The organism is Paraburkholderia oxyphila NBRC 105797 (assembly GCF_000685075.1).
GTDB lineage: Bacteria > Pseudomonadota > Gammaproteobacteria > Burkholderiales > Burkholderiaceae > Paraburkholderia > Paraburkholderia oxyphila.
Window position 1 is genome coordinate 1 of the sequence record NZ_BAYD01000215.1, and the last position, 5,228, is coordinate 5,228.

Below are 5,228 nucleotides of genomic sequence, written 5' to 3' on the forward strand. Positions count from 1 at the left end.
CCCCGCACAGGGGCAACGCTTGCGGCCCGCCGCGAAAACAAGTTAAGGCCAAATCAAGCCTGGCGAAGCGAGAAGAAAATCTACACCTCAACGAGCCTGCGCGAATCACAAGCCGCGAATGCAGCGGCCCGAATCGCATCGACAGGATCGTCACGCCGCAACGGCGCATCCGGCAAATCCCCAAGCGGAATAAACGCGCTGATTTCAAGCCCATGCCCGGAGAGCGCGGGCAGCCTGAGCGGCGTGGCGAGCACATTGAGCTTGGAGAGCCCGAGATCCCGCAGGATCTGCGAGCCAATACCGTAATGCCGGTTACCAGGCTCCGCACCATGGCCATCGAGCGGATGGCCCACTTCCCGCACACCCGTCCGCAATGCGCAATCGAGCAACACAGCCACACCGCAACCCGCCTGGCTAATACGCGAGAGCGCGCCATGCAGCGCGAGACCGTGCGCGCCCGGTGACTCATCGAACAGATCAACCAGCGAGGCACGCTCCTGCACACGCACGAGCGTAGGCACCTCAGCATTGGGCTGACCCCGCACAAGCGCGAGATGGCTCGCGCCTCGCACGCGATCACGGTACTCGATCGCCTCAAACGGCCCCCACGCCGTAGCGAGCCTGCGCGACGCCACTCGCTCCACGAGCGACTCACGCTCGCTGCGATACCGAATCAAATCGGCAATCGTGCCGATCTTCAAACCATGCTCGCGCGCGAAATTCATCAGCTCCGGCAGGCGCGCCATCGTGCCATCGTCGTTCATCACCTCGCAGATCACAGCGGCAGGCGTCATGCCCGCGAGCGCCGTGAGATCGCAGCCAGCTTCGGTGTGGCCGGCGCGCACCAGCACACCGCCCTCGCGCGCGACGATCGGGAACACGTGCCCCGGCTGCACGAGATGCTCGGCACGCGCGCCCGGTGCGATGGCCGTGCGGATCGTGTGCGCGCGGTCGGCCGCGCTGATGCCGGTGGTCACGCCCTGCGCCGCCTCGATGCTCACGGTGAAGGCCGTGCCGTATTGCGTGCCGTTGTTCGCACTCATCGGGCTCAGCTGCAAGTGCGCGGCGTGCTCCGCCGTGAGCGTCAGGCAAACGAGGCCGCGCGCGTGGCGCGCCATGAAATTGATCGCCTCGGGCGTGACGCAGTCGGCGGCAATCACGAGATCGCCTTCGTTCTCGCGGTCTTCCTCATCGACGAGGATCACCATGCGCCCCGCGCGCAGTTCTTCGACGATGGCGGGGGTATCGGCCAGTTTCATGCGGTTTGCTCCTCGTGCGGGGCCAGCTCGGCATTGGCGCCAAAGACCGGGGCGCGGCGCTCCGTGAAGGCGCTGGTGCCTTCGCGGAAATCGGCGTGGGCCGTGCAGGCGAGGAAGGCGCGCTGCTCGGCCACCAGTTGCGCGCCGAGCGTGTGGCGCGGCGCATCGGCGATCAGGTGCTTGGTGTGCGAGAACGCGGCGGGCGAGAGCGCGGCGAGCCGCGCGGCGCGCTCGCAGGTGGCCGCGGCCAGCTCGGCGGCGGGCACGACCCAGTTCACGAGGCCCACGCGCAGCGCGTCGGCGGCGCTGTAGCGCTCGTCGAAATAGAGCCACTGCGCCGCCGTGCGCGTGCCCATCAGGCGCGGCAGCGTGAAAGTCGCGCCGCCGTCCGGCGAGGTGCCGAGGCGGTTGTACGCCGAGGTGAAGGTGGCGTCGTCCGCGGCGATGGCCACGTCGCAGGCCGCCACGAGCGCGAGGCCGAAGCCCGCCGCCGCGCCGTTCACGCTCGCCAGCACCGGTTTGGACGAGTGGGCGATCAATTCGACCGCGCGCTGCGCGTGGCGCACAAGCTTGCCGATGGCGCGCTCGCGCCGCGCGGCCGACAGGTCGAGGGCGGCGCGCATCGCGCGCACGTCACCGCCCGCCATGAAGGCGCGGCCCGCGCCGGTCAGCACGATGGCGCGCACGCCAGGCTCCTGCGTGAGGCGCTCGAGCCGCGAGCACAGCTCGACGGCCATCGCTTCGCCAAGCGCGTTGAGCGCGTCGGGACGGTTGAAGGTGAGCGTGACCACGCCGTTGGCGCGCGTGGCGAGAATCGTGTCGGTCATGGGGTGTTGGCCCGTGAGAGTCAGGGATGCAGCGCCGCGCGCAGCGCGCGGGCGCCCAGGTCGAGCGCGGCGCTCGCGGCGTCGAGCACGCCCAGCATGCTGGCGAAGCCGTGCATCTGCCCCGGCCAGCGCACGAGCGTGACGGGCACGCCCGCCTGCGCGAGGCGCGTGGCGTAGTGCTCACCCTCGTCGCGCAGCGGGTCGCATTCGGCGCTCACGATCGTTGCAGGCGCAACCTGATCGAGGCGCTCGGCGCCCAGCGGGCTCGCGAGCGGCGAGGCGCGGTCCGCTTGCGGCTCGAAGTACTGATCCTTGAACCAGCGCATGAGGTCCGCGTCGAGCAGATGGCCGCTGCCATAGGTTTCATATGAGGGATGCTCGTGCGCGCAGTCGAGCACGGGGTAGAGCAGCAACTGGTGCGCGATCGCCACTTCGCCGCGCAACTGCTGCGCGCAGACGGCGGACAGATTGCCGCCCGCGCTGTCGCCGGCCACGGCGAGCGCGCCCGGACGAGCGCCCAACTCGGCGGTGTGGGCCGCGGCCCAGCGCACGGCCGCAATCGCGTCTTGCGCGGCGGCCGGAAAGCGCGCCTCGGGCGCGAGCCGGTAATCGACGGAAAGCACGAGCGTTCGTGCGCGTGCCGCGAGCGTGCGGCAGATATTGGCGTGCGTATCGATCCCGCAGGCGACGAAGCCGCCGCCATGGAAGAACACGAGCAGCGGCAGGGCCTGGTCGCTCGAGTCGTCCGCTTTGATCGGACGATAGAGACGCGCGGCGAGCGGGCCGGCCGCGCCGGGCAGCGTCAGGTTTTCCTCGGCGGCAATGGCGTCGCCGGGGCCGATCGCGCTGGCCGCGCCGCCGCCGGCCGCGAGTGCCGCGCGGTAGCTGGCGACGTCGAGCCGGCTGTAATCGGGGGCGGGCATGCCGGCGAACGAGGCGAGCAGTGCGGCGGCCTGTGGGTCGAGCGCCATGCGGGGTGTCTCCCTGGATGGAAAGCGTGATCAGAAAAGTGCGCCATGGCGGCGCCATTGAGCGCATTGGAGCCTTTGTGCGCAACGCTTGCATCGTCCGATCAGACGAGGGGCGCGGGCCGCGAACGGCGTAATGTTTGATCAGTTCCTCAACGGGACTGCGGGCCGTGCCGGCATCGGTCATGGCAAGGCCACGGCCCGCGCGGACTCGCGCACGATCCCCAAAAAAACTCGCGAAAGAGCCAGGGCGTGAAGGAGCAGAAAATCAAGGGCGCGTGCGCCGGTTAGGGGAATGTCCCGATGCCGGCGGCGACACAGCCCCGTAAAGTTGGCCGTCGCTTTGGGCGGCATGGAGGACGGAGACCGTGTTGATGGAGACAAGATGGGCCCCGGAAGAGGGCCAGGACGCCGGAGTCATGGCTGGCGTCGATATTTCGCAGTTCAGCGCGCTGATGGCGCGCGTGTACCAGGGGCCGCTGGAAGCGGTGCCATGGTCGGGGGCGCTCGAGCTGGTGCGGCAGCACCTGGACGCAAACTACGCCACGCTGATCCTGCGCTCGCCGTCTAGCGACCGGCGCGGGCTGATGGTGCATGCCTCGGGAAGCGGCAAGCCCGACGAGGCTTCGTATAACGACTATTACTATTCGCTGGACCCGTTCGTCGGCCTGCCGGCGGACCGCGTCGTGACCGTGGACGAGGTGTTCGGCGAGACCGGCTGGCTCTCGAGCGAGCTCTACAAACAGTTCCTGCAGCCTGCCGACGTGCGCTACATCATGGGCGCCGACCTGCGCACGGAGTCGGGCGTGGAGTGCCGCTTCCGGGTATGCCGCAAGCACGGCGCCGCGCATTTCAACGCGCGCGACAAGGCGTTTTGCGCGCTCCTGCTGCCGCACCTGCGCCGCGCGGTGGAGCTGCATTCGCGCCTTGACGTGGTGGAGTCGGAGCGCACGCTCTACGCGAGCGCCATCGACCGCATGCTGGTGGGCATCGTGACGCTCGACGAGAGCGGTGCGATCATGAACACCAATAGCGTGGCCGATGAAATCCTTTCGGAGAGCGACGGCCTGCGCATTGCGCACGGCAACATCGAGGCGATGGACGGCCAGGAGAACCGCACGCTGCAACGGCTGATCCGCCACGCGATGATGGGGCACTTCGGCACGGCTGGGCCGCTGGTGGAGGCGATGCCGGTGACGCGCAGCGGGGACCGCGCGAAGCTTGGGGTGCTGGTGCGGACCGTGCCGCTGTCCGATTGGTCGGAAGATAACCGCCGCCGTCCGGCGACGGTGCTGTTCCTGCGCGATCCGGACCGCAAATCGCAGCGCTCGCAGGAGATCGTGAGGAAACTGTTCGATCTCACGCCTGCGGAGACCTCGCTTGCGCTCTTGCTGACTAACGGGCTGACGCTCGAAGAGGCCGCGGAGGAACTGGGCATCAGCAAGAATACGGCGCGTGCGCATCTGCGCTCGATTTTCTCGAAGACGGGTGTGACGCGGCAGGCCACGCTTGTGCGGATTCTGCTTGGCAGCGTCGTGCCGTTGGGTTGAAGCGCGGCGCGCTTTGCTTTTTTGTTACGCGGCGCTTATTTGCGCTTGTGCGCGATGTTTGCAATCGAAAAAGGCGGTCACGTTCATTGGCGTGGCCGCCTTTTTGCGTTTCACGTCGCATATTTTTGTGTGAGCACGAGCAGCGCGCCGTTGCGGTCTTCCAGTACCGCGCGCAGTTCGTGCGGGCCCTGCTGAACCGGCACGCGCACGCTTGCGCCCGTGGCCACCACGCGTTCCATGGCCGCGTAGAGATCGTCATCCTCGGCAATGCGAAACGTTAGCGCGGGGCGCTCGACGATTCGTTCGTCGCCGGCTACCAGGGCGATCGTTAGCGGGCCGCCTTCCAGCGCGCAATAGCGCTCGCCGTCGCGCATTTTTACGGTGAGACCAAGGCCGTCTACGAAAAACGGCAGCGATGTCTCGATCGCGTCCACCGGGTACAGCATCATCGAAGCCTTCATTTGAATCTTCCCCTTGAATTTGTATGGCGTGGTGTTGCCATATCTCGATACTAGCGCGCGGGTGGTTGCGCGCCATGTCTGTTCGGACTAGAGGAGCGGCGCGCTTGTCGTGCGGGTTTTTTCCCGCGGTTCGCGGGGCGTTGGCCTTAACTTGTTTTCGCGG

At 67.7% G+C, this 5,228-nt stretch carries 5 protein-coding genes; 1 reads left to right on the forward strand and 4 read right to left on the reverse strand.

Features of this window, described 5'->3' with window-relative positions; all coding sequences use genetic code 11:
* Positions 1–80: 80 nt before the first annotated feature.
* Genes ribBA through BO1_RS48015 form a run of 3 tightly spaced genes read right to left on the reverse strand, consistent with a single transcriptional unit; the run spans position 81 to position 3,057 of the window.
* Entirely contained in the window at positions 81–1,259 is a 1,179-nt protein-coding gene (ribBA, locus tag BO1_RS55870; RefSeq protein ID WP_043289224.1) for a bifunctional 3,4-dihydroxy-2-butanone-4-phosphate synthase/GTP cyclohydrolase II, read from the reverse strand.
* Entirely contained in the window at positions 1,256–2,086 is an 831-nt protein-coding gene (locus BO1_RS55875; RefSeq protein ID WP_043289226.1) for an enoyl-CoA hydratase/isomerase family protein, read from the reverse strand. The genes ribBA and BO1_RS55875 overlap by 4 nt, the downstream gene beginning before the upstream one ends.
* A 20-nt stretch (positions 2,087–2,106) precedes the next feature.
* The gene (locus BO1_RS48015; protein WP_028223666.1) at positions 2,107–3,057 is read right to left on the reverse strand and encodes an alpha/beta hydrolase; all 951 of its coding nucleotides are present in this window, start codon (positions 3,055–3,057) and stop codon (positions 2,107–2,109) included.
* A gap of 371 nt (positions 3,058–3,428) precedes the next feature.
* Here BO1_RS48015 and BO1_RS48020 point away from each other — a divergent pair, with 371 nt between their 5' ends.
* The gene (locus BO1_RS48020; RefSeq protein ID WP_028223667.1) at positions 3,429–4,604 is read left to right on the forward strand and encodes a helix-turn-helix transcriptional regulator; all 1,176 of its coding nucleotides are present in this window, start codon (positions 3,429–3,431) and stop codon (positions 4,602–4,604) included.
* Between the two features lie 110 nt (positions 4,605–4,714).
* On the opposite strand, the gene BO1_RS48025 is transcribed toward BO1_RS48020, so the two are convergent.
* Entirely contained in the window at positions 4,715–5,065 is a 351-nt protein-coding gene (locus BO1_RS48025; protein WP_028223668.1) for a VOC family protein, read from the reverse strand.
* Between the last annotated feature and the right edge of the window lie 163 nt (positions 5,066–5,228).